At 60.8% G+C, this 20,923-nt stretch carries 21 protein-coding genes; 10 read left to right on the forward strand and 11 right to left on the reverse strand.

From position 1 onward, the window contains the following. Positions 1 to 37 precede the first annotated feature (37 nt). Entirely contained in the window at positions 38 to 1,558 is a 1,521-nt protein-coding gene (locus AC1DK3_RS13780; protein WP_477192748.1) for a Do family serine endopeptidase, read from the reverse strand. A gap of 341 nt (positions 1,559 to 1,899) precedes the next feature. Here AC1DK3_RS13780 and AC1DK3_RS13785 point away from each other — a divergent pair, with 341 nt between their 5' ends. Then, on the forward strand, positions 1,900 to 2,457 hold the full coding sequence (locus AC1DK3_RS13785; protein WP_477192749.1) for a DUF1269 domain-containing protein: 558 nt from the start codon (positions 1,900 to 1,902) through the stop codon (positions 2,455 to 2,457). Positions 2,458 to 2,573: 116 nt separating this feature from the next. Here AC1DK3_RS13785 and AC1DK3_RS13790 read toward each other — a convergent pair whose 3' ends face one another. Beyond that, positions 2,574 to 3,683 carry a polysaccharide deacetylase family protein gene (locus AC1DK3_RS13790; RefSeq protein ID WP_477192750.1) on the reverse strand — a complete coding sequence of 370 codons (1,110 nt, stop codon included), beginning with the start codon at positions 3,681 to 3,683 and terminating at the stop codon, positions 2,574 to 2,576. Between the two features lie 239 nt (positions 3,684 to 3,922). Here AC1DK3_RS13790 and AC1DK3_RS13795 point away from each other — a divergent pair, with 239 nt between their 5' ends. Next, the gene (locus AC1DK3_RS13795) at positions 3,923 to 4,363 is read left to right on the forward strand and encodes an N-acetyltransferase family protein (protein ID WP_477192751.1); all 441 of its coding nucleotides are present in this window, start codon (positions 3,923 to 3,925) and stop codon (positions 4,361 to 4,363) included. Between the two features lie 8 nt (positions 4,364 to 4,371). Here the strand turns inward: AC1DK3_RS13795 and AC1DK3_RS13800 are convergent, their stop codons facing one another. The 5 genes from AC1DK3_RS13800 to AC1DK3_RS13820 all read right to left on the reverse strand — a co-directional run bounded on the left by AC1DK3_RS13800 (position 4,372) and on the right by AC1DK3_RS13820 (position 8,583). Continuing rightward, positions 4,372 to 5,343 (reverse strand): DUF6232 family protein, encoded by a 972-nt coding sequence (locus AC1DK3_RS13800; protein ID WP_477192752.1) that lies wholly within the window; start codon positions 5,341 to 5,343, stop codon positions 4,372 to 4,374. Between the two features lie 81 nt (positions 5,344 to 5,424). Beyond that, complete coding sequence (locus AC1DK3_RS13805; RefSeq protein ID WP_477192753.1) at positions 5,425 to 6,765, reverse strand: hypothetical protein; 1,341 nt, start codon at positions 6,763 to 6,765, stop codon at positions 5,425 to 5,427. Positions 6,766 to 6,860: 95 nt separating this feature from the next. Then, positions 6,861 to 7,574 (reverse strand): hypothetical protein, encoded by a 714-nt coding sequence (locus tag AC1DK3_RS13810; protein ID WP_477192754.1) that lies wholly within the window; start codon positions 7,572 to 7,574, stop codon positions 6,861 to 6,863. 13 nt (positions 7,575 to 7,587) lie between these two features. After that, a complete protein-coding gene (locus AC1DK3_RS13815) occupies positions 7,588 to 8,073 on the reverse strand; it encodes a methyltransferase family protein (protein WP_477192755.1) in 486 nt (161 codons plus the stop codon). Between the two features lie 51 nt (positions 8,074 to 8,124). Next, positions 8,125 to 8,583 carry a hypothetical protein gene (locus AC1DK3_RS13820; protein WP_477192756.1) on the reverse strand — a complete coding sequence of 153 codons (459 nt, stop codon included), beginning with the start codon at positions 8,581 to 8,583 and terminating at the stop codon, positions 8,125 to 8,127. 69 nt (positions 8,584 to 8,652) lie between these two features. On the opposite strand from AC1DK3_RS13820, the gene AC1DK3_RS13825 reads away from it, so the two are divergent. The 3 genes from AC1DK3_RS13825 (at position 8,653) to AC1DK3_RS13835 (ending at position 10,835) form a co-directional block, all read left to right on the forward strand. Then, positions 8,653 to 9,195 carry a hypothetical protein gene (locus AC1DK3_RS13825; protein ID WP_477192757.1) on the forward strand — a complete coding sequence of 181 codons (543 nt, stop codon included), beginning with the start codon at positions 8,653 to 8,655 and terminating at the stop codon, positions 9,193 to 9,195. A gap of 69 nt (positions 9,196 to 9,264) precedes the next feature. Further along, the gene (locus tag AC1DK3_RS13830) at positions 9,265 to 9,702 is read left to right on the forward strand and encodes a DUF1489 family protein (RefSeq protein ID WP_477192758.1); all 438 of its coding nucleotides are present in this window, start codon (positions 9,265 to 9,267) and stop codon (positions 9,700 to 9,702) included. A 26-nt stretch (positions 9,703 to 9,728) separates the two neighbouring features. Then, a complete protein-coding gene (locus AC1DK3_RS13835; protein ID WP_477192759.1) occupies positions 9,729 to 10,835 on the forward strand; it encodes a pyridoxal phosphate-dependent aminotransferase in 1,107 nt (368 codons plus the stop codon). A gap of 5 nt (positions 10,836 to 10,840) precedes the next feature. On the opposite strand, the gene AC1DK3_RS13840 is transcribed toward AC1DK3_RS13835, so the two are convergent. Next, the gene (locus tag AC1DK3_RS13840) at positions 10,841 to 11,296 is read right to left on the reverse strand and encodes a TetR/AcrR family transcriptional regulator C-terminal domain-containing protein (RefSeq protein WP_477192760.1); all 456 of its coding nucleotides are present in this window, start codon (positions 11,294 to 11,296) and stop codon (positions 10,841 to 10,843) included. Positions 11,297 to 11,606: 310 nt separating this feature from the next. Here AC1DK3_RS13840 and AC1DK3_RS13845 point away from each other — a divergent pair, with 310 nt between their 5' ends. Beyond that, on the forward strand, positions 11,607 to 12,803 hold the full coding sequence (locus tag AC1DK3_RS13845; RefSeq protein ID WP_477192761.1) for an MFS transporter: 1,197 nt from the start codon (positions 11,607 to 11,609) through the stop codon (positions 12,801 to 12,803). Between the two features lie 69 nt (positions 12,804 to 12,872). Beyond that, complete coding sequence (locus AC1DK3_RS13850; RefSeq protein ID WP_477192762.1) at positions 12,873 to 13,181, forward strand: hypothetical protein; 309 nt, start codon at positions 12,873 to 12,875, stop codon at positions 13,179 to 13,181. A gap of 66 nt (positions 13,182 to 13,247) precedes the next feature. On the opposite strand, the gene glnA is transcribed toward AC1DK3_RS13850, so the two are convergent. Both glnA and AC1DK3_RS13860 read right to left on the reverse strand, forming a co-directional pair. Then, positions 13,248 to 14,657 (reverse strand): type I glutamate--ammonia ligase, encoded by a 1,410-nt coding sequence (gene glnA, locus AC1DK3_RS13855; RefSeq protein WP_477192763.1) that lies wholly within the window; start codon positions 14,655 to 14,657, stop codon positions 13,248 to 13,250. 101 nt (positions 14,658 to 14,758) lie between these two features. Beyond that, positions 14,759 to 15,097 carry a P-II family nitrogen regulator gene (locus AC1DK3_RS13860; RefSeq protein ID WP_045838054.1) on the reverse strand — a complete coding sequence of 113 codons (339 nt, stop codon included), beginning with the start codon at positions 15,095 to 15,097 and terminating at the stop codon, positions 14,759 to 14,761. Positions 15,098 to 15,402: 305 nt separating this feature from the next. On the opposite strand from AC1DK3_RS13860, the gene AC1DK3_RS13865 reads away from it, so the two are divergent. Further along, on the forward strand, positions 15,403 to 16,968 hold the full coding sequence (locus AC1DK3_RS13865; RefSeq protein ID WP_477192764.1) for an NAD(P)H-hydrate dehydratase: 1,566 nt from the start codon (positions 15,403 to 15,405) through the stop codon (positions 16,966 to 16,968). On the opposite strand, the gene AC1DK3_RS13870 is transcribed toward AC1DK3_RS13865, so the two are convergent. Beyond that, entirely contained in the window at positions 16,965 to 17,525 is a 561-nt protein-coding gene (locus AC1DK3_RS13870; RefSeq protein ID WP_477192765.1) for a thioesterase family protein, read from the reverse strand. The two genes, AC1DK3_RS13865 and AC1DK3_RS13870, sit on opposite strands and share 4 nt — an antisense overlap. 181 nt (positions 17,526 to 17,706) lie before the next feature. On the opposite strand from AC1DK3_RS13870, the gene AC1DK3_RS13875 reads away from it, so the two are divergent. Beyond that, positions 17,707 to 19,383 (forward strand): tetratricopeptide repeat protein, encoded by a 1,677-nt coding sequence (locus tag AC1DK3_RS13875; protein ID WP_477192766.1) that lies wholly within the window; start codon positions 17,707 to 17,709, stop codon positions 19,381 to 19,383. 40 nt (positions 19,384 to 19,423) lie between these two features. Continuing rightward, positions 19,424 to 20,905 carry a cryptochrome/photolyase family protein gene (locus AC1DK3_RS13880; protein WP_477192767.1) on the forward strand — a complete coding sequence of 494 codons (1,482 nt, stop codon included), beginning with the start codon at positions 19,424 to 19,426 and terminating at the stop codon, positions 20,903 to 20,905. Positions 20,906 to 20,923 lie beyond the last annotated feature (18 nt).

A 20,923-nucleotide genomic window follows, 5' to 3' on the forward strand; every position in this document is an offset into this window, starting at 1 on the left:
GAATCGCTTTCCGCCTCCAATGTTAACGCGCTCGGTCTTAAGCGGTCGGCATGGCGACGTAGCGATTGCCCTGAGCCGTCTTCAACTGCATCAGAACGGCGCGCTTGCTCTGGTTCCTGGCCTCCTGGAGCGCCTTCGTCACATCGTGCGGGCCCGATACGGATTTGCCTCCGACAGAGAGGATGATGTCGCCTTTCTGGATGCCCTTATCGGCGGCTTTGCCGTCGGGATCGATGGTCACCACGACGGCTCCGTCGGGGCCTGCACCTTCCACCTGATTGGCTGGCGCGAGCGTCATGCCAAGCTTCGTATCGCTGCCGGCAGGCGGCGCGAGCTCAGCCGTCTTGCCGCTCGGATAGCCCGCAACAGTCAGGTCGACCGTTTTATCGTGCCCGTCGCGAATGAGGGCTATGCTGATCGTTTTTCCGGGCGCGATGGCGGCGATCGTGCGGGCAAGGTCGCGTCCATCCTTGATCGGCCTTCCATCTACCGAAACGATCACGTCCTTCGACTTGAGGCCGGCCGCGAGTGCTGGGCCACCGTCTTGCGGCTCGTCAACCAAGGCGCCTCTCGCCTCCTTCAGGCCGAGGCTGTCGGCGATATCGGCCGTCACCGGCTGGATCGATACGCCAATCCAACCGCGTACGACCTGACCCGATGATTTGAGCTGGTCGGAAACGCGCTTTGCTGTTTCGGCGGGAATGTCGAACGCGATGCCGACCGAGCCTCCGGAGGGTGAAAATATGGCGGTGTTCACGCCGACGACTTCGCCCTTCTGGTTGAAGCTCGGGCCGCCCGAGTTGCCGTTATTGATCGGGGCGTCGATCTGAATGAAATCATCGTAAGGACCGGCGCCGATGTCGCGTCCATTGGCGGACACGATGCCGGCGGTGACGGTGCCGCCTAGGCCGAACGGATTGCCCATCGCCACAACCCAGTCACCGATGCGTGGCGCTTGCGAAGCAAAGCGCACGTACGGGAAGTCGGATGATCCCTCCACTTTCAGAAGGGCGATATCCGTTTTCGGGTCAGTGCCGGCGACCTTCGCCTGGTAGCGCTTTCCGTCCTCCATCGCGATCTCGACGGTCTTGGCGTGATCCACGACGTGATTGTTGGTAATCATATAGCCGTCTGCGGAAATGAAGAAGCCGGAGCCCTGCGCTTGCATCAGATGCTTGCGAGGCTCGGTATTGCCCTGTTCCGACTGCGGATCGGGTTGATGGAAGTCGAAAGGCGGACCCTGAAGCGGATTGTCTCCGTCGTCCTGTCCCGCCGCATCTGCGACGTCATCGATCCGTTCCGATTTGACGAACACGGAAACGACCGCGGGCTTCACTCGTTCGACGAGGTTGGCGAAGCCGGGCTCGCCTTGGTCATTGGAAGTGGAAGCGCTGAGGTTCGCGACCGGCGTCAGCATTGAAGAGCGTGGCAGGTTGCTATTGTTGGCAAAGACTGCGGTCGTGCCGAGCGCGGCGATAATTGCGGCGCAGGCTGCCAGCGTTCGTTTGTGCGAAGCGATAATGCCCTTCACTTTGGGGGTGCTTGCCGTGTCATTCATCTTGGTCGTTCCTAAATAAATGAGGCCTGATGCAATGAGGGACGTGCGCGTTCAGGCGCATCGGGGGAACTCTAAATTTGCCTGCGCCAATCTTTCCGGAAGCCGTCCAACGCCTTAAAATTCAGAAAGCAATGGTGATGCGCCGGCGCGCTTCTCGAAAACCGGAATGGCCGGAACGTTCATGCAGATGCGATGGTTACCGCCCTGCGATGGTTGCCGCATGAGCCGGGCAAGCCGACATCGTCCAATTTGATCTATTTCCTTGGCAATGAAGTTGGATCGTTCGGCGCAAGATCAGCACGCTCATCAACGCGGGGCCCATCAACGCTGGAGAGAACGCCATGTCCGATCTGATCGTCATCGTTTATCCGACCGAGGCGAAAGCCGAGGAAATGCGCGCGAAGCTTCTCGATCTTCAAAATCAGTATCTGCTGTCGATCGGCGATGCCGTCATCGCGGTGCGGCGTGAAGACGGCAAGGTGAAGCTCAATCAGCTTTTGAATACGACGGCGGCTGGCGCTGTAACCGGCGGCTTTTGGGGCACCTTGGTCGGCTTGATCTTTCTGATGCCGTTATTGGGCGCGGCAGTCGGCGTCGCCTCGGGCGCGCTGGGCGGGGCACTGGCCGACTATGGCATCAATGACGACTTCATGAAGAAGCTCGCGTCCAAGCTGAAGCCCGGAAGTGCCGCCCTGTTTGTCGAAATCCGGAAGATGACGGAAGACAAGGTATTGGAGGCGATCAAAGGCACGGGCGGCGAGCTGCTGCAGACGTCGCTCGATCATACGAAGGAGCAAGCTCTGCGAGAGGCAATCTCGGCTCACATGCCGCCTCCGGAAGCGTCACCAACAACGCCAATGGCGGGCGCCCCGCCGCCGAATCCAAATCCGGCCTCGTGAATTCTCTGGCACCCGATTGTTGGGTTGCGCTCGGAGCGCGTCGTGGACCATGGGGCCGCACCGGCGCGCGTAGGCGGCGCGTTCGCACGATCGATCATCGTGCGGCTAGCGTACGGTCAGTTGAAGAACGACCAGGGCAAATCCGGTTCCTTCGGCTTGCTGCCCTTTTTGGATTTGGCGGCAGACGCCGGAGATTCCGAAGTTTCGCCCGATRGACCTTCCGAAATCGACGGCTTGGTCGAGATTTTCTTGTAGCGGACCGCTTTGTGCTTCGATCCAGGCGGTGCCATTGCGGCGACGTCCGTTTCCTCCGACGGCGTCGGCGCCGGGGACATCGGCCATACGATCGAGCGCGTCGCGATCGGATTTGCAGCCTTTCTTGCAGCCTTGGCAGCGATCGCCTTAAGGGCCGCGTCGTCGTAGGACGCGATCGTCTCGATCTGTCCCTTGGGCACGAAGTGAACGACCTTGAAGCCGCGCTCCTGAAGTTCCTTCAATAGATTGGGGAGCATGGCGGCAGTCCACGCGTGAATATCGTGCATCAAAATGATGCCCTTCTTGGTCTTCGCAAGCTGGGCAAGGATGCGTTGCTCGACGACTTTCGGGCTACGCGTCAGGTAGTCCTTGGAGTCGACGTCAACCCAGATCGCTCCGATATTCCGGTCCTTGAGATAACTCGAGGTCTGCTTGGTTCCGTTCAGATAGGGAAAGCGGAAAAGGGGCGCGACTGGTGATCCCTTGGCCAGCGATACCGTCGAAATCGAAGCTTCGATTTCCTGCTGGGATTTGGCCAGCGAGACGGCGCGGAGATTCTTATGTGACCACGTATGCGTGCCGACGGTGTGCCCGCCAGCCGCTACTTCCCGCACCATCGCGGGATCGGAGAGCGCCATCTGGCCGACCATGAAGAAGGTCGCTTTGGTGCATTGATCGGCGAGCGCTTTGAGAATTGGCTTCGTCACCGACCGCGCCGGGCCGTCGTCGAACGTCAGGACGACTTCGCCATCGTTGAGCAATTGCTGAGCGCCGCGGATGTCGCCGCCAATGTCATAGCCCGCTGCCGGGTCGATTTCGACAACGCGCGAGACGCCCAAGTGTGTCGTATCACCGGCGCAGGCGTCCAACTTAACGGAGTCTCCGGCTTCGAACTCGGCCGAAAGCGGATTGTACGCTGCAAGCGCCAAAAGCGACGCCAAGGCCGCAATGTAAATCGAAGGTTGCCGCATCTTTCTCGCTTCGTGCCCAGAACGAAGCTGCACTTGTACGGGCGAGCACATCAATGTTCAAGGAATGGGCATTACAGGCCATCGATCGCTTTTCTTCTGTTACTGAATAGCCGCGATAACGGGCGCGCCGGTTAAATGGCAGACAGGACCGCGGTTGTGCAGGCCGGCTGACATCGCGTGCCGCGTGCTGCATAGAGGCAAACCGCGTCACAGAAACGTTAAATTGGAAGGTGCAGCAGATGGCGGTCAGCGTCATGCCGGTGGTGGCAAGCGACGAGCAAGAGTGGCTAAAGCTCTTTCAGGATTACATCGCTTTCTACAAGGCGAGCGTGCCCAAGGATGTGATCGCGCTGACGTGGCGCCGTCTTCTCTCCCGAGAGGACAACATGATGGCCCTGATCGCTCGCGACGCCGAGGGACGCGCCGTCGGCATTGCGGCTCTCGTCTTCCATCGGTCGACGTGGTCGACCACGTGGTATTGCTATCTTGAAGATCTCTTCGTCGCGTCCGACGTGCGCGGGCAGGGCATCGGCCAGGCGCTGATCGCGGCGACATACGCGGAAGCGGATCGCCGCGGTGCGGACCGGACGTATTGGGCGACCCAGGACGACAATGCGACGGCTCGCAAGCTTTACGACCGCGTCGGTCAGCTGACGGAGTTCGTCCAGTACCGGCGATAGGGCGTTCGTCAGACGAGGCCGTCGATGTGGTCGAAGAGTTCGACGGCTTGCGGATAGGCTCCGAGAATTTGGGACATCTCGCCGGAAAGCTCGCGCAACCTGACTTTCTGTGCCGAGGTCGGCGTTCCGGCGCGCATGAGCAACTCGAGTTCGGACAGGCGTTGTTCGAGATGCTGGGTGCCTGCCTGGCGCGCATAGAAGCGGTGCATTTCGACGATTGCCGGGAGGACGCCGGTGTAATCGATGAAGGCGTCGGCCGATTGGCTGGGCGCCGCCGCTCCGTTCAACGCCGATGACAGTGCCGGTTGGCCGCGCTGCGGTTGCGGCTGCTGCTGCGGACGGGCCGCAGGGCCGGTGATTTCCGCCGGACCTTGGCCTGGACCCGGGCGCGGTCTCTGAGCGGCAGGCTGTGAATTTCGGTCCGGAGCGGCGCCGCTATTGCCTGGCTGGGCCGCGCGGCCGCCGGAGTGGGCGGGCCCAAGATTTTCGATCTGGCCCCGTTCGAAGTCGACGCTGAACGTCATCGACTCGTCGTTGCGGTTGATCTTCTCGGTGAGAATGCTGCGGACTTCTTCAAGAATGGAGCGGTCGGGCGCGGAAAATCGCGAGAGGATCCCATCGTTCGAAGAGATCAACAGATAGTGCGTTTTATCTTCGGGACGAACCGCGAGGCCCGCGAATGCGAGTGCAATGAAACCAAGTACCACCGTCGCGCCGGTGGGCGTCAGCGGACCCCATGAGAAGTCCGGCCGCATCGAACCCAAAGTCATCAGGAGGAACAAGGCCGCGAGCAGCCAGAAGAGCGCCGTCGGCCGCGCGGTGACGTGCGTTCCGACGCTGACCGTCGAAATGTTGGAGATCGCGATCGTTCGCGTCGGCGTCGACAGCACGCGGTGGTCGACACGCAGCGAAGCGAACGTCTTCGTTGCCGCCGCGCTCTCTCTAATCTGTCCCGAAAACACCATCGCATGCCTGATCATGGGACAACGTAATAGTCCGAGCGGGAACATAGTCGATGCGGCACGGAAACAGAAGCCTCGGCGCCCGGTTACACAGGCTTTTCAGCTCGCGGGGACGTCGAGTTTGCGCGTCAAATCTTCGAATTCCCTACGCAACTCATCGCTTTTGAAGATTTGCTCGAAGCTTGGGGCTTCGAGTTTCTGAATTGCTTCGAACGATGTCGAGCTTTCGCGAATCAAATTTCGAAGCTGCACGCTCGCTTCCACCGTCTCGTAGGTGTTATCCGCGATCTTCAGGTCGTGCGTGGCCTTGAGGCGCGCTCCGGCAATCTGTTCGCGCTGCTGCTGCAGATAGCGCTTGTATGCTTTTGCCGCTTCGTCGGCGACCTGCTGGCTCGCGCGGTTGGACTCGAGCGCGCGCTGCTGGTCGGGCCGATTTTCGGCTTTCATCAATTCGGCCGTCCGGGTACGCGCGGCTGCGATGTCGGCAATGATGGCGTCGAGTTTCGGCAGGTACTGCGTGTCGATTTTCGTGATGGTCGCGTCTTGCGCCTGGACCAGCATCGCAAAGAGGGCGGCGTGCATGGCGAAATAGCGCCGGGCCGCCTCCATGTTATCGCCGGTCGTGCCGATCAGCTTTGCCAGTTGCCCGTCGATCATTTTCGCCGCGTTGAAAACGGCGACGAGGCGGACGAGATCGCCCGAGAGCACGCTGTCGAGCAACAGATCGACTTGATCTGGAGCGAGATCGATGCCGGAGTTCTTCAGAGCCGAAGCGATCTCGGATTTTTGGCTTTTGATCTCGGCGCGGTTTGCTTCGATCCTTTTTTTGTTCTCCGTAATCTGGTCCTCGATCGAGGCGACCGTGTCATTCAGGATGCCGGGCAGCGTCGCGTCTTTTGGGGCAACGAGCTGCTTCTCCTTCAGCTTGACGTTCGCGTCCTCGAGTTCGCGGATGTTGTGACGTAGGACTTCCACCCGCTTTTGCACTTCGACGACTGGCGCGTTGGTAACGATCGCAAGTGCTGCATCGAGGAGATCGCGAACCTTGGCGTTGCGATCTTCGCGCGTCTCCTTCCAGAAGGGAGGGATGATGAATTCGTCGCGGCTCGGCAGTTTACTCGCGCCCACACGCGTCGTCGCCGCATCCCTCAGGATCGCGTCGATCGCGGTCATCAGCGCCTTGGCCTGCTCGTACTGGGGATCGCCATCGCGCGGATCGGCGATCGCTGCGGGCGGCGCGGGCATCTCGGGCTTCGTCGATTTTTTGGTGGGATCGAGCGCGTTTTCGGGAGCTTCCGCCGCCGTCTTGCCTTCGACCGTCTTCAGCCAATCAGCAATGGCGTCGCGCTTCGCGGTCTGGGCGTTAACGCCGCTCGACAGCCCAAGCATCAAAATAATCGCGAGATATCGAGCCCTTGCGGGTCCCTGCTTTGCCGACATCGACGCCTCCACAGCCGCAATGGCGCGAAAATTCCGGCAAATCAATGGTGCCCGCCGTACACGGTAGATGCAATCGAACGGGGGGCTCGCCACTGTTATCGAGCCGCTGCCGCGCGGATCAAGCGCTGGAAGTCCTCGTCGACGTTGCGGACATCGTCCAGCACCAGCATCTCCCGGAACGGCGGGGCGCTTTTGTTCGCCGGTTCCGCGGGTATGCTGCGATTGACGCCCGCAGGTCCAAAATTTGCGTAAAGACGCAGTTTTTTTGGCCCGGCATGCAACGCGGCGAAGGGGATGGGGGCGGACATCATAACAAATGTGGCCGTCGCTGCAAATTCGGTCGCGGGGACGGCGCGGCCGACTTCGCGGAGGACATGCTCGGCAAGTGGCCGCAAGCCTTTGGCGTCGCTCAGGAGGTTCTGGATCGGGTCGCCGATCACTGGCGGCGGCGTTGGCGCCACAGGAGGCGGCGGTGGTTGGGGCTTCCAATCGCGGAATGGCCGTGCGCGGGCGGGTGGTTCTTCGGTTGCATCCCTCCCCACGTCCCTGGGCGAGGGTTGGCGGCTCGCCGTTCGCATCTGGCCGCCAGTGTCGGCATAGATGAGCCGGCCATCGTTGTGGTGAATGCGCTCGAGCCACGAGGCCCACTGGAACTGAAAGCCCTGGTGGCGAAGCCAATCGATGATGTCGTTGCGTTGCGTGAGGCCGGTTTCGCCGATCGCCGTCATCCAGCCGGCGAGGTCGCGGCCCGTGTCCTCGGCGAGCGCGGCTATGAACTCACGTTCCTTTTCGGCGAGATCGGTGCTCATGGCGGGTCAGATATCAAATCCAGCGCCGTGTGCGAGATTTATAGTCGGTATACGCGTCGCCAAAGATCGTTTCCAGGTGGCGCTCCTCCGGAATGATTTGCAGCGCCGTCACCAGAACGGCGAACAGCCCCGCGGCCACGACGAACCAGATCGATTTGGTGATCTCGGCTCCATAAAGGAGGAGAAAGACTTCGCCAAGGTAGATCGGATTGCGGAACCTGACGTAGGGGCCCGTCGTCACGAGCACCGTCGGGGCTTTGTGCGGCAGGATCGTCGTTCGATTTGCCGCGAGCGCCCTGAATGCAAAGACGATCAATAAAATTCCGAGAATTCCGAAAGTGAGGCCCAGCCAGTGCGCGGGGGCGTCGTCGATCCCAGGCCACGGCAACGGCGCCACAATCGTCAGCGTCCAGCCGAGCGCGATTGCGCCGGCCAGCAGCAGTGGAGGCCAGGGGATGACGGTTCCCACAGGGGAGGAAGCAGTGTCGCGGTCAGTCATGCGGCTAGCTTATCGCCAAATGCCGCCTTGGTCAGCCGGACGTAATGGACCTCAGTTCGTTGCCGCGGGCGCCGGTGCGGCTGCGGGCTGAGCGCTAGCCGGGGCTTTCTTCTTTTTCGGCGCGGGAATGGTCGGCGACGGAGTTGCGAGCAGGTCTGTCTTGTTGAGTTCCGAGTCGAGGTCGTAGCTCTTGCAACCCATCGCGACGAGGCGCTGATTGTACGCCTGGAGGGACTTGATATCCTCGGCGTAAGCGCCTTGCGGGTCGGTGCCGTGCGAAAGATTACCGAACGTCGCCGCCATGCCCGCCTGTATGCCGCGCGCCAAGCCCGAGGCCTGCTTCCTATCGGCGAAACCGCGGAGTTGCAGAATGCGCACTTGCATCCGGCCTGAAATCTGTTTGCAATTGAGCTTGTCGTCCGGCGTATCCGGTTTCTGCTTCTTGGCATGGGCGGCAGACGGCAACGCCATCGCCAATGAAAGCAGGATAAATAAAGCTGTTGGTCGCATGGCCTCTCGCCATAAAGGTTAGGGTCGCAGCCCATACCATATCCGCGGCGGTCTGAAGGCAAACCGCGAGTGCAGACGACACCCGACTGCGGCATCGACGACGGCCGCGTTCAGGTTGCTACGATTCCCGGCGTTTTCCGAATGCCGGTTAGGGGACTTCTTGCGAAACGGAATATTGCGATGCTGAATTGCCGGATTGGAACTTTGATCGTGGCGCTTTTGGCGAGCCCGGCGGCGGCTTTCGCCCAAGAAAACATACCGGGGCATGTCACGTGTGATTTCGACAACGGCTACGCCTGGACTTACGATGCCGGTAAGTATCAAGCCGCTCCGCCAAAGGACTTGAAGTTCGAGATTGGAGGCATCGATCTCGAGCATCAGTCGGCGTCGCTTATTCTCGATGGGCGCACAGCCGCCAATCTCAAAATTGTACGGGCGATAAACGCCAATCATTTCCTCGAGGTCGTGAACGAGGGCTTTCTCAATCTTACGACCATTTATGACCGCGACCCTGCGACCGGGAAATTTCCGGCCGTGCATTCGCGGCACTTTGGCCTTTTCGGCCAGCCGGTTTTCGCCCAGTACGCCGGAACCTGCGTTGCCAAGCCCTGAGCGGATGCGGATCGTCCCGTTGCCGTTTACCCTTTCCCGGCACCCTGTCCTGGTGCAAAAACGGTTCCCATGACACTGCACCTGGTCAAGCTCTGCGTCGGCGCCAGCACGATCGAGGATCTGGCCGCCTGGCAGACCGAACATCGTCCCTATAAGACCCACGACGGCAAGCGCTGCGTTTATCATCGAACGTTCCAATCGCCGAAACGAACGACCGAATTGCTCGCCGGCGGTTCGATCTACTGGGTCATGAAGGGCGTCATTCTCGTGCGGCAGAAGCTCGTCGGCTTTGAAGACGGCACCAAGGACGACGGCACGCCGTGCTGTCTTCTGCTCTTCGCGCCGCCGCTCATTCCCGTCCGCCCGAGCCCTCGTCGCGCGTTCCAAGGCTGGCGGTATCTCAGTGCAGACGACGCTCCTCCCGATCTCACGCCAGGCAAAAGCGATCAGATTGCATCGATGCCGGCAGATATGCGTAAGAAGCTCGCCGACTTGTGCCTGATCTGAACATCGAACTCTTATTTGAGCGATCCATGTCCCGCCCGCCATTCACGCCGACAGTTGCAGCACTGCCGAAGCTCGTTCCGTTTGTCGGTCCCGAGGCGATGGAGCGCGCACGAGGCCGTCCCTTTCGCGCCAGGCTTGGCGCCAACGAAAGCGTTTTCGGGCCGTCGCCGCTCGCCGTCGCGGCCATGCGCGAGGCGGTGGGTGAAAATTGGAAGTACGCCGATCCCGAGAGCTATGAATTGCGCTCGGCGATCGCCGCTTATCACGGTGTGCCCGTTGAGTGCGTCGTGGTCGGCGAGGGGATCGACGGGCTTCTCGGTCTCACATGCTCGTTGTTTCTGACGCCGGGCAGTCCTGTCGTCACGACCGACGGCGCCTATCCGACTTTCAATTTTCACGTTCTGGCGCATGGGGGAAAGGTGCATGCGGTGCCGATGCGCGCGTTTCGCGAGGACGTTCCCCGGCTCATCGAAACGGCCAAGACCGCCGGCGCGCCGCTGATTTATGTGTCCAATCCGAATAGTCCGATGGGGACATGGTGGACGGCTGGCGACATTGCGGCGTTCGTTGCGGAGCTTCCTCCAGAAACTCTGCTCATTCTCGATGAAGCCTATTGCGATACGGCACCCGAGCCGACGTCTCCGGCGATCGACGTTTCAAATCCTCAAGTCATCCGGTATCGGACCTTCTCGAAGGCTTACGGGCTTGCGGGTGCTCGGATCGGTTATGCAGTCGGGGAACGGAGCACCATTGAAGCCTTCGATAAGGTTCGCAATCACTACGGGATCAATCGCGTGGGGCAGCTTGGCGCTCATGCCGCCCTTCGTGATCAGGATTATCTGAAAGGCGCCGTCGCACAGATTGCAGCGTCGCGAGGGCGGATCAGGGCAATCGCGGAGGCGAATGGACTTTCGTCGCTTCCTTCGGCCGCGAGCTTTGTCGCCGTCGACTGCGGAGCGGATGGCGCGTTCGCATCGCGCGTGCTTGCCGGCCTATTGGACAGCGACGTCTTCGTCAGAAAGCCGGTCGCGAAGGGATTGGAACACTTCATCCGCATTTCGTGCGGGCAGGATGAAGACCTCGATCTTTTCGCCGATGCTTTGACGGGTGTGCTGGCTTCAGTGCACGCCTGACGTCATCAGGAGCCCTTGGGTTTCCGAGTTCGCGGCTTCTGCTTCCGCACGACCTGTTTCGCTACCCGAGTTTCGATGCCCGAGATGAGGATACCGATCATGGTATCGAAAACCTCGTCGTCGCTGAGGTGGGCAAAAATCGGCAGCAGCTTCTTTGTGAGCGGCAGATCGCTCTGCCCTTCAATTTCTCTCAGAGTCGCGACGCTGGGTTTGTCGAGCAGACCGCCGATCTCTCCTGAGCAGACGCCGAGTACAGCTGCATACGTCGCGCAGGCGACCGGTGGAATATCGGCCTCGCGCAGGCCTGCGTCATAAAGAGCCTGATGCCATTCTTCGCTTATTTGCATGTCGCGCGGTCCGGTCGTCCAGAAGCGGAGCAACAACGGGAAGGCGTTGGGATAACGCTTGGCGACCTGCCGATATGCATTCGCCAGCCCGGTGAGGCGGCACTGCCATTTCAATCGTGGTTTCGGGGCCGCGACCTCTTCGTGCAACCGATGAGCAATGGCGCGTTCCAGGCCCTCCTTAGAGCCGAAGCGGTAACTCAATGTCGCAACGTCGCAGCCAATTGCCCGCGCGGCACATCGAAGGCCGAATCCCTCCAAGCCACTGCGCTCAACTTCCATGAGCGAGGCGCGAACGAGGTCAGCTTCGAGGAGCCCCCTTTTGCCACGGGTGTGTTTTGTTTTCATCACTGTTGAAATTTGCCCTTGCGGACCGGCAAGTCAAGCATTATTCCAACGCTGTTGAAATGAACGGGCGGCGAGGGATATGACGTCTGCGATCGATGACGGAATTACCGAGCGCCAAAGGCTGCTGAGCATCGCAGCCGTTTGCTCGACTTCGTTCGGCACCGGCATTTCATTCGGCATAGGCTTTCCGCTTACCTCGCTGACCTTCGAGGTGTGGGGTCAGCCGAGCTGGATGATCGGACTGGCAGGGGCGGCTCCGCCTTTTGCAATCCTCTTGGCGCTTCCATTCGCGCCCCGCTTGATCGCCAAGTTCGGACCGGTTCGCTCGATCGTCGGCGGATGCCTGATCGGTGCTCTCGGCTTCTTGGCGCTCGCTCTCTTTCAATCGCCCTGGGCCTGGATCGCGATCCGTATTCTCATGAGTGCCGGCTTTGCGATGCCGTGGCTCGTTGGCGAGACGTGGATCAATGCGGTTACGCGCGAGGAGACGCGCGGACGGATTATCGCAGTTTATGCAATGGTCTTTTTCGCGGGCTATGCGATCGGACCAGTTTTGTTGCAGGCACTTGGTCTCCATGGGCCATTGCCATTTCTCGCCGCAGCGGTCGTGACGGGTCTTTCCGGGTTCCCGGTCATGATCGGGCGGCAGCTCGCTCCGATGGTCGAGCACGATACCACCCTCAATGTCGCTGCTGCTTTTCGCTGGGCTCCGGTGGCGATGGTCGCTGCGTTCGTCGGCGGCTTTTCCGAGATCACCGTTCTTTCGTTGATCCCCAACGTGGCGCTCGCCGCCGGATGGTCGCAGTATCCGGCGCTGGCATTGCTCACCGTCACGACGGTCGGCGGCGTCGTGCTGCAGTATCCGGTCGGCTGGTTGTCGGACCGCGTCTCGCGCTTCGCCATGATGGTCGTATCGGTGGTTCTTTTCATTGCGCTGGCTCTCGCGCTGCCGCTGGCACTCACCAATCCGCTCGCCGGGTACGTGATCGCCTTTCTCATGGGCGGCGTTATTCTCGGTTTCTATGCGCTGGGCCTTGCCATTATCGGCGAACGGGTATCGGCCAGTGGCCTCGCGGCCGTGAACGCAGCATTCATCATCATGTACCAGCTCGGAGCTCTCGTCGGTCCGATTGGCGCCGGCATGGCGATGATGGACGATGCCGTCCACGGCTTTGTCACCATCGTTATCGTGACGATGGTCATTACCGGTATCGCCTTACTCGTCTTCAATCGTATGGAACGCCGGTGGGCGGCCGAGGCGCTAGATCATGGTTAACGGTTTATTCGCGTCTCCGCGCTAGCCTCATGCAAGGTTCAGCGTTGCCGATTTTCTCCGAGTTCGACCATGATCGTGCGGTCCATCCTGTCGTTTTTTTCCGTACTTGCATTCGGCGCCATGACGGTCGCCGCTTTCTTTGCGCTGCTGCCTTGGCTCTCGGGTCATGTGCCCGAGAGCGTGCGCTCCCTGACCGAGGGGCTTGAGTTCAATTCTCTTATTATCGGACTGGTGCTCGGCTTGACGCTGGGCGCGGTTGGCCGCTGCAACTGGTCCGACATTCCACGCCGTGTCGTGACGTGGTTCCTCGTTCGCGAGCAGAGGTTTTTCTATTACGCGCTGATCGCCGTGTGCGGTGGGGTCCTGATTTTCTATTGAGCGCACAATAGAAAAAAAGCGGCCCTTTCGAGCCGCCTCTTCATATTCAAAACTGCCGAGCAGTCCTCAGACCGAATAGTACATGTCGTACTCGACCGGGTGCGGCGTCATCTCGTAGCGCATGTTCTCTTCCATGCGCAGCGCGATGTAGGCGTCGATCATATCGTCGTTCATGACGCCGCCGGCTTTCAGGAAGTCGCGATCCTTATCCAGGCTGTCGAGAGCTTCGCGAAGCGAGGCCGCGACGGTCGGGATCTTGGCAAGCTCGGCCGGGGGCAAGTCGTAGAGGTTCTTGTCCATGGCGGGGCCCGGATCGATCTTGTTCTGAATGCCGTCGAGGCCGGCCATCAGCATCGCCGTGAAGGCGAGGTAGGGGTTCGCACCCGGATCGGGGAAGCGGATTTCGATGCGCTTCGCCTTCGGGCTCGTGACGTGTGGAATGCGGCACGATGCCGAGCGGTTCCGCGCCGAATAGGCTAGCAGCACGGGGGCTTCGAAGCCCGGAACCAAACGCTTGTAGGAGTTGGTCAGCGGATTGGTGAAGGCGTTGATGGCCTTCGCGTGCTTCAGGATGCCGCCGATGTAGTAGAGGCACATCTGCGAGAGGTCCGCGTACTTGTCGCCCGCGAACATCGGCGTGCTGCCCTTCCAGATCGACTGGTGGACGTGCATGCCCGAGCCGTTGTCGCCGTAGACCGGCTTCGGCATGAACGTCGCCGTCTTGCCGTAGGCCTGAGCGACGTTGTGCACGACGTACTTATAGATCTGCATGTGATCGGCCATCGTGATCATCGGGCCGAACTTGACGCCGAGCTCGTGCTGGGCGGCTGCAACTTCGTGGTGATGCTTTTCGACGGCAACGCCCATCTCCGAGAGGACCGAAAGCATCTCGGAACGGATGTCCTGGGCGCTGTCGATCGGGGGAACGGGGAAGTAGCCGCCCTTCACGCGGGGGCGATGGCCGAGGTTTCCGGTCTCGATGTCTGCGCCGGTGTTCGTCGGCAGTTCGTTCGAGTCGATCTCGAAGCCGACCGAGTACATGTCGGTCGAGAACCGCACGTCGTCAAACATGAAGAATTCGGCTTCCGGGCCGAAGTAGACTTTGTCGCCGATGCCAAGCGACATCATGTAGGCTTCGGCCTTCTTGGCGACCGAGCGCGGATCGCGCTCATAGGGCTGGCCAGTCGAGGGCTCGAGCACGTCGCAGAAAATCGCGACGGTCGTCTGAGCAAAGAAGGGATCGATATGTGCCGTTGCCGGATCTGGCATCAACGTCATGTCGGAGGCTTCGATCGACTTCCATCCGGCGATCGAGGAGCCGTCGAAGGCGTAACCGTCGGTGAAGATACTATCGTCGACGCAACTGACGTCGGCGGTGACGTGCTGCATCTTGCCTTTGGTGTCCGTGAACCGAAAGTCCACGAACTTGGCTTCCTTGTCCTTGATGAACTTCAGGACGTCACTCGCGTTTTTCATAGACACTCCCCTGTCTAGGCGTTTCGTTACAACTCACGCATGCCGGTTCGTTGGGCCGACAAAGGCCAGTTCAGGCGTGGTCAGCTTTTTCAAAGTTCGGTTTAGATGGCATCTCGCCCGGATTCACCGGTGCGGATGCGAATAGCGTCTTCGATGGACGAGATAAAGATCTTACCGTCGCCGATCCGGCCTGTCTTCGCGGCCTTTTGGATGGACTCGACAGCCTTGTCCAGCATGTCGTCGCTCAAAACCACCTCAATCTTCACTTTCGGCAGGAAGTCGACGACATATTCGGCACCCCGGTAAAGTTCGGTGTGGCCCTTCTGGCGGCCGAACCCTTTTGCCTCGATGACGGTGATGCCTTGCAAGCCGATTTCTTGTAGCGCTTCTTTTACTTCATCGAGCTTGAAGGGCTTTATAATCGCTTCGATCTTTTTCATTTTCGCCCCTTGAATCGTGGACAGCATGTCGTTGGAAACTCACGCTTGCCCAGTGGCCCCAAGGCTAGCAGAGGCCGTGCCACCTGTGGTGTTTTTGAAAAACGTCACATATGTCAGCAGCTTAGCGTGTAGTTTCGGCTTCGGAGTTCGTCGCCGAGCGCTTAATACGCCTAAATTTGATGCCGGATGTATAATTTTCCGGCGAGTTCGTTGCCCATTTCTGTCTCAACCGAACAAACGCTGAATTTAAAGGCAGGTCGCGGCGCTCCCCGTCTCGCCTCTCAGGCTCGCACCAGGAACATGACATGAATGAATTGCTGACGCCCGCGGAAACGGGGGAAGCGGATCGCTTAACGGAGGCGGGGGGCACGCCGAGTCTGGACCTTATGGCGCGGGCCGGGAAAGCGGTCGCGGACGTGGCCACGCTTATGACCCGTGGGCCGGACACGCGCATCGCGGTCCTTTGCGGGCCGGGGAACAATGGCGGTGACGGGTTCGTGGCTGCCAGGCTTTTGCGCGATCACGGCTTCGATGTGCGTGTATTCCTGCTCGGCGACAAGTCCGCATTAAAAGGCGATGCCGCCGAAATGGCCCGGCGCTGGCCATTGCCCATTCGGCCCGCCACGCCCGATGCTCTGCAGAGCATGTATCTCGTCATCGATGCGCTTTTTGGCGCCGGTCTTTCGCGCCCGATCGAGGGCGATGCGGCTGAATTGGTCGAGGCGGTCAACGCCAGTGGGCTGCCGGTCCTTGCCGTCGATGTGCCGAGCGGCGTCGATGGGGCCAGCGGCGAGGTGAGGGGTGTCGCCATCAAGGCGCGGCGGACGGTCACGTTCTTCCGTAAGAAGCCGGGGCATCTCCTGATGCCGGGGCGCGACCTTTGCGGCGAAGTCACCGTTGCAGACATCGGTATCCCCGAAAGCGTGCTCGAAACCCTGAAGCCCCGCTTGCATGAGAATGCGCCCGGGCTCTGGATCTCAGATTTCAATTGGCCGACGGACGGAGGCCATAAGTACGACCGAGGTCATGCGGTCATCGTGTCGGGTCCGGCGCTGCAGACGGGCGCGGCGCGACTTGGTGCGCGGGGCGCGCTCAGAGCCGGCGCGGGCGTCGTCACGCTTGTCGGCAATTCGACTGCAACGGCGATCATTGCGACGCAGGTCACATCGATCATGGTTCGCTCGGTGTCGGGAGCCGTGGCGCTTTCGGACTTCCTCCAGGACCAACGGCGCAACGCCGTTCTGATCGGTCCGGGCGCGTCCGTCGGACCGGAGACAGCGGCCGATGTTCTCGCAATCCTGAAGTCATCGGCGTCGGTGGTGCTCGATGCCGATGCTCTCACGTCGTTCGCGGATCCAGAGGACAGCGGAGATCGTGCCGAGGCGAGCATGGGATTTCTTGCGCGTAACGGCGATCGTGGGCCAGCACAGCCGTCGACGCTTTTCGCGGCGATCAAAGGGCGAGACGCGCCGGTCGTGATGACGCCGCATGAAGGCGAGTTCAAACGGCTCTTCGGTGAGCTTACCGGTTCCAAAGTCGACCGCGCGCGGACGGCGGCGGAGCAGTCAGGGGCCGTCGTCATTCTCAAGGGCACGGATACGGTCATCGCGGCGCCCGACGGGCGTGCCATCATCAATTCGAACGCTCCGTCGTGGCTCGCGACGGCGGGCTCGGGCGACGTGCTCGCCGGTTTCGTTACAGGGTTATTGGCGGAGCGCATGCCGGCGTTCGAAGCCGCGTCGGCGGCCGTTTGGCTGCACGGCGAAGCGGCCAGCGCTTTCGGGATCGGCCTCATTGCCGAAGATCTTCCGGACCTTTTGCCCAAGGTTCTGCAGAAGCTTCATGCGGAGAAGCCGAGGGGTCGACGTTAGCCGGACACCCGGCCGGCCTGCTTGAGCTGGTCGTCGGCGTGGAGGAACGCTTCGACCTCGGGCGTCGACGGAGGGCTCACTTCCGAGACCCCGAGGAGCGCCATCAGCCGGGCGATCTCTACGAACTTTCGTTCTTTCCGGTCGTAGAGGCCGCCTTTAAACAGGGCGCGAGCGGCGGCCTGTCCATCACGCTTGCCGCCGTCGATGATGAACGTTTGCTCCATCACGACAAGTGCCGCGTCCCAGCAGAGCAGGCGCGTTTCGAGCCGGAACTTCTGAAACGGTCTTAGTTCACGCTGAAAGCGGATCGTGATGGCGCTGGCGATCGGCGTCCAGCGGTGGTTCAGCACCTGACGCCAGAGGCCGGAACGCACCATGACATCGAGACGGCCGAGATCCATCATCGTGAGATAGCGGCCGTTGTTCATATGGGCGGAGATGTCGAGGTCGTGCGGCCAGACTCGAAATTGCAGCACGGATGTCTGACGCGGTATGTCGAGGTGGCCGCGGCTGCGCGCCGTCAGCAGAACCCATATCAGTCTGAACCAAAGGTTCATCGGCGGGTCTCCGGAGCAACTCGCACCAGGGCCTCCTACGGCAGCTTTTACGTATGCGTCAACAGGACGGGAAGCCGCGAGCGGAATTCGCCATTGCCCGGCCCAGGGTCACAATGGCACCCTACCTCGTGTAAGATATGAATCGCGGTCCAAGGCACCCAAAAGGAATTTGGCTCAGATAATGAAAAGGGGCTTTCGCGCGGCGTCGGTATTCGTTGCATTGGCTTCGCCGCTGGCGATTGGGCCGGCGCTTGCGGCCGAGGGTGTTTCCTCGCCGTCGCAGGTCGAGGAGGGCGCGGCCCAGCTCGTTCGTGGCGACGTTGCGAAAGCCGTAACAACCTATACGGAAGCGCTGAAAGATACGGGGCTTGCCAACGATCGGCGCGCTACGATCCTCAATGACCGTGGCGTTGCCAACGTGCGGCTCGGCGAAACCAAGCTGGCGCTCGAAGACTACAATCACGCGGTCGAGCTCTTTCCTGAATACCCCGTGGCTTACAACAATCGCGGCAATCTGCTGTTGGCGCTCGGGCAGTACGGCGAGGCGCTGAAGGATTTCGATCGTGCCATCGTGCTGGCGCCGGGATACGCGGCCGCCTATTCGAACCGCGGCAATGCGAAAATGAAGGCCGGTAAAACCGGTGATGCCATTCTCGATTTCACCAAGGCCATCGAGCTGATGCCGGCGAGTGCGCCGCCGCTGTCGGGCCGGGGCCTCGCATACCTCGCAGCCGGTAAGCCGCACGCAGCGATCCGCGATTTTTCGCGCGCGGTAAATTCGGACGCTCGCTTTGCTTCCGCCTATCGAAACCGCGCCGAGGCACGCATGGCGGTGGCGCAACGGGAAGAGGCGATCGAAGATCTTTCGCGCGCCGTCGCTTTCGACGTCGGCAACAGCGAGCTTTATGTGGTTCGCGGCTATGCGTATCTGCTCGACGGCAATACCGCGTCGGCGATCAAGGATTTTTCGCGAGCCATCGAACTCGACGGAAAATCCAGCGCAGCCTACGAGGGACGCGGTCTCGCCAACGGCTTAGCGGAGGCGTCGGACGACGCTTATGCCGACCTCAACCGCGCGATTGAACTCGATCCGCGCTCGCCCGTCGCATTCGCTTTCCGCGCTTTCGTCTACAAGCAAAACAGCCAGGCGGACATTGGCGCCAAGGACGTGCAAACGGCGATCAAGCTCGATGCCAACTCGCCGGAAGCGCTTTGGGCGCGCGGCGAGATCGAGGAAGCAAACGGGGCTGCCGATACCGCGATAACGGATCTCCGCCGCGTGCTGCAGATACGCCCGAGCTGGCGTTTCGCGGCAGACGCACTGAAGCGGCTGGGCGCGCCCCCAGACGACGCGGACGACAAGCCTGTGCCGTCGCTCGATCTCGGAAAATGGCACGTCGTCCTGAGCGGAAAGGATTACGTGGCGACGAGCGAAGAGTATCCGCAGATACGCGTTCCGCTCGAGATGACCGGGACGGGACTGCCGAAACTGCTCACTTGGGAGGTCAAGCCGCCGCCCTACGCCAGCTACGGGATCCTCCGGTTTTCGGGTGGCCGGGTGGCGGTCAAAGGCGGCTTCGAGGACGCCGAGCTTGCGGCGATCATCGACATCGCCTCGGCAAAGGTCATCGCGATCGAACCGGACCGGCTGGGCAACCGGGTGGCCAACTGGACGTGGGATGGCGATACCCTGCAGGTCGCGAGCGTCGATGGTGCAACGGACCAATATCAGCTTCGTCCCGTCAACGTCGCCGTCGTCGGTCAGCGGCGCCCTTATGGTGCGGGGCAAGCGGGCGATACCGGTTCGCAACGGCGATCGAAGCCGAAAACCATTTTCGATCTGTTGTTCGGGAACTGATGTTGGAGCCGTTACGGACGGCAAGATTGCGACGGGATGAATGAGCAGCGCACCCGTCATCGTCTGGCTGCGCAATGATTTTCGGCTGCGCGATCATCCGGCGTTGAATGCCGCCGTCGCGACCGGTTCGCCGGTCATTCCCCTTTACATTCTCGACGATGAGACGCTCGACGATCAAACGCTGGGCCAGTGGGCGCTTGGCGGCGCGTCGCGATGGTGGCTGGGCAAGACCATCGAGGCATTCGCTCGTGATATCGCTGCTCGCGGCGGAAAGCTGATCCTCCGTCGTGGCGCGGTCGCACGCGAACTGAAGCGTGTCGTTGAAGAGACCGGAGCGACGGCTGTCTATTTTACGCGAAGCTATGAGCCGTCGGCGGTGGCGCTGGAAGATCAGTTGAAGCTGGCTTTCGATGATATGGGCGTCGCGTTCAAGCGGTACGGCGGGCGCCTGCTGAGGACGCCTGAAGAAACGCGCACGAAGGCCGGCGGCGCCTATCAGGTCTTCACGCCATTCTGGCGGGCATTCACGAAAGATCTGACGCTGCCGAGAGCGTCGGCCGCGCCGGATCGGATCAAGGCGCCTGCGCGAGCGCCGGAATCAGACGATCTTCGCGACTGGGAACTTTCTCCGACGAACCCTGATTGGTCGGGTGGGCTCAACAAGACATGGCGACCAGGAGAAAGCGGAGCACGCGCGCGGCTGGCGGAATTTACGAAGACGGGGCTCGCAACCTACACGATAGATCGCAATTACCTCGATAAGGACGGTACATCGCGCCTCTCGCCGCACCTGGCTTTCGGGGAGATCTCACCTGCTGCCTGCTGGCGGGCGGCAGCGGACGCGGCACGCGGAAAGAGCGCGAACGATCAATCGATCGAGACTTTCATGCGAGAGCTCGTATGGCGCGAGTTTTCGTATTCGCTGCTTTTTCATTTTCCGAAATTGCCCGAGGAACCGCTTCGCCGCGAATTCGCGGAATTTCCCTGGCTTGGAGATGCTGGGCAATTGAAGGCGTGGCAACGCGGAAAAACCGGCTATCCGGTCGTCGATGCGGGAATGCGTGAGTTATGGGCCACGGGCTACATGCACAATCGCGCGCGGATGATCGTGGCGTCATTTCTCGTCAAGCATCTGCTTATTCCGTGGACGGCGGGCGAAGCGTGGTTCTGGGATACGCTCGTCGATGCCGACCTCGCGAACAATTCCGCGAGCTGGCAGTGGGTTGCTGGTTGCGGGGCTGATGCAGCGCCGTATTTCCGCATCTTCAATCCCGTATTGCAGGGCGAGAAGTTCGATCCGAATGGCGAATACGTGCGGCGCTGGGTGCCAGAACTCGCAGGTTTAGCCGCAGATGCAATTCACAAGCCTTGGACGGTGAGTGCCGAGACCCTGGCGCAGGCTGGAGTTGTGCTCGGAAAGTCATATCCTCGGCCGCTCGTCGAACATGCCCATGCGCGCGTTCGCGCTTTGCAAGCCTATGAGCAAATAAAGACCACTTCGAAAAAAGAAAATCTCGACTGAGTATTGGAGTGGATTCAA

This window comes from Hyphomicrobium sp. 01T421 (assembly GCF_056398805.1).

What these genes read in the sequence shown, in the direction of transcription:
- AC1DK3_RS13780 (WP_477192748.1), bottom strand. Translation starts at nt 1,558, where the DNA reads ATGAATGACACGGCAAGCACCCCCAAAGTGAAGGGCATTATCGCTTCG.
- AC1DK3_RS13785 (WP_477192749.1), top strand. Translation starts at nt 1,900, where the DNA reads ATGTCCGATCTGATCGTCATCGTTTATCCGACCGAGGCGAAAGCCGAG.
- AC1DK3_RS13795 (WP_477192751.1), top strand. Translation starts at nt 3,923, where the DNA reads ATGGCGGTCAGCGTCATGCCGGTGGTGGCAAGCGACGAGCAAGAGTGG.
- AC1DK3_RS13800 (WP_477192752.1), bottom strand. Translation starts at nt 5,343, where the DNA reads ATGATCAGGCATGCGATGGTGTTTTCGGGACAGATTAGAGAGAGCGCG.
- AC1DK3_RS13805 (WP_477192753.1), bottom strand. Translation starts at nt 6,765, where the DNA reads ATGTCGGCAAAGCAGGGACCCGCAAGGGCTCGATATCTCGCGATTATT.
- AC1DK3_RS13810 (WP_477192754.1), bottom strand. Translation starts at nt 7,574, where the DNA reads ATGAGCACCGATCTCGCCGAAAAGGAACGTGAGTTCATAGCCGCGCTC.
- AC1DK3_RS13815 (WP_477192755.1), bottom strand. Translation starts at nt 8,073, where the DNA reads ATGACTGACCGCGACACTGCTTCCTCCCCTGTGGGAACCGTCATCCCC.
- AC1DK3_RS13820 (WP_477192756.1), bottom strand. Translation starts at nt 8,583, where the DNA reads ATGCGACCAACAGCTTTATTTATCCTGCTTTCATTGGCGATGGCGTTG.
- AC1DK3_RS13830 (WP_477192758.1), top strand. Translation starts at nt 9,265, where the DNA reads ATGACACTGCACCTGGTCAAGCTCTGCGTCGGCGCCAGCACGATCGAG.
- AC1DK3_RS13835 (WP_477192759.1), top strand. Translation starts at nt 9,729, where the DNA reads ATGTCCCGCCCGCCATTCACGCCGACAGTTGCAGCACTGCCGAAGCTC.
- AC1DK3_RS13845 (WP_477192761.1), top strand. Translation starts at nt 11,607, where the DNA reads ATGACGTCTGCGATCGATGACGGAATTACCGAGCGCCAAAGGCTGCTG.
- AC1DK3_RS13850 (WP_477192762.1), top strand. Translation starts at nt 12,873, where the DNA reads ATGATCGTGCGGTCCATCCTGTCGTTTTTTTCCGTACTTGCATTCGGC.
- glnA (WP_477192763.1), bottom strand. Translation starts at nt 14,657, where the DNA reads ATGAAAAACGCGAGTGACGTCCTGAAGTTCATCAAGGACAAGGAAGCC.
- AC1DK3_RS13860 (WP_045838054.1), bottom strand. Translation starts at nt 15,097, where the DNA reads ATGAAAAAGATCGAAGCGATTATAAAGCCCTTCAAGCTCGATGAAGTA.
- AC1DK3_RS13865 (WP_477192764.1), top strand. Translation starts at nt 15,403, where the DNA reads ATGAATGAATTGCTGACGCCCGCGGAAACGGGGGAAGCGGATCGCTTA.
- AC1DK3_RS13870 (WP_477192765.1), bottom strand. Translation starts at nt 17,525, where the DNA reads ATGAACCTTTGGTTCAGACTGATATGGGTTCTGCTGACGGCGCGCAGC.
- AC1DK3_RS13875 (WP_477192766.1), top strand. Translation starts at nt 17,707, where the DNA reads ATGAAAAGGGGCTTTCGCGCGGCGTCGGTATTCGTTGCATTGGCTTCG.
- AC1DK3_RS13880 (WP_477192767.1), top strand. Translation starts at nt 19,424, where the DNA reads ATGAGCAGCGCACCCGTCATCGTCTGGCTGCGCAATGATTTTCGGCTG.